The organism is Cellulophaga sp., assembly GCF_039943695.1.
Lineage (GTDB): Bacteria > Bacteroidota > Bacteroidia > Flavobacteriales > Flavobacteriaceae > Cellulophaga.
Window position 1 is genome coordinate 1 of the sequence record NZ_JBDVAA010000043.1, and the last position, 1,292, is coordinate 1,292.

Here is a 1,292-nt window from a genome sequence, read left to right on the forward strand (position 1 = left end):
AAGTAATTACAGGGTATGCAAGAGCCATAAAACTTGGCTTTGCAGAAATAGAATCTATTTTATCTTTTGCTTTATATATCTCATCATTAAAGTGTGTTCCTAGTGTAGATGCTAAATGTCCGCCTGCGGAAAAACCTAATATACCTAGTTCTTCAGAATTTATATTCCATTTTTTTGCATTGCTACGCACAAGTCTTATTGCTCTTTGAGCGTCTTGCAAAGGAGCATTAGAGCCTACCTTTAAAGATTTAGAATTTGGCAACCTGTATTTTACAAGTATACCTGCTATACCTTTAGTATTTAAAAATTTAGCAATATTTATACCTTCCCAGTCATAAGCAATAAACCCATAACCTCCTCCTGGAAAAATTACAACAGCCTTTCCGTTTGCAATTTCTTTTTTAGGCAAGTAAACTTCTATTGTAGGTTTTTGAACATTGCTAACTTTTATAATTTTATCTGTAACTACTTTCTCTACCTCCTTAGTTACTTTTTGATTAGGAATTTGATCATTCCATAATGGTAAAATTATATTTTGAGAATATGTATTTACACAAAAGAACAGAAATACTGTTGCTGTAAAAAGTAACTTTTTCATACGTATAATTATTTATTTACAATCCCATTTAAAGTTAGCCACTTTGGCATTAGACATAGCGGATAAATTGTAATGCCACCACTCTGTACGTATAGACCAAAAACCGTGTTTTTCCATTGTTTCTTTTAACAACTTTCGGTTGGCTAAAATTTCTTCTGGTAAATTGGTATTATCGTGATATGCTTTTTTACCAAAAAAATCAAAATCTGTTCCCATATCTACTTCTACACCATCTAATGTCTCTAGTGTAATATCTACAGCACCACCTTTATTGTGTATAGACCCTTTTTTAGGGTTTGCAACATATTGCGGGTTTGGTACAATCTTCCACATTTTATATTGTACAGAATTTGGTCTGTAACAATCAAAAAACTTAATACGGTATCCAAGCTTTATAAAATCTGAATTAGCTGCTAAAAGTGCTTTAGCTGTTTTTGCACGAGTGTAACACTCTGGACAATCATATACTTTTTCTTTTAAAAAATTATTAGTAGTTGCATATCTCAAATCATAAGCAAAATCACCACTAAAATCTGCTATACGCACAAATGTAGTATCTGCAATACCTATAAGGGATTTGTACTTTATTTCTGTTTTAACTGGTGGTACAACAACAGTATCTTTTTTAACTAGCGTAGTGTCTTTAGTTATTGTATTGGTAACAGCTGTTGTTTTACTGTCTTTACAGGCAATA

The 1,292-nt window shown here is 31.8% G+C and carries 2 protein-coding genes; both read right to left on the bottom strand.

All coding sequences use genetic code 11. The annotated features are described in order from the left end of the window. The coding region (locus tag ABJD66_RS03150; RefSeq protein ID WP_348128132.1) for an alpha/beta hydrolase at window positions 1-598 on the bottom strand (598 nt) is incomplete at its 3' end. Between the two features lie 12 nt (window positions 599-610). After that, on the bottom strand, window positions 611-1,291 hold the full coding sequence (locus ABJD66_RS03155) for a M15 family metallopeptidase (protein ID WP_348128135.1): 681 nt from the start codon (window positions 1,289-1,291) through the stop codon (window positions 611-613). Window position 1,292 lies beyond the last annotated feature (1 nt).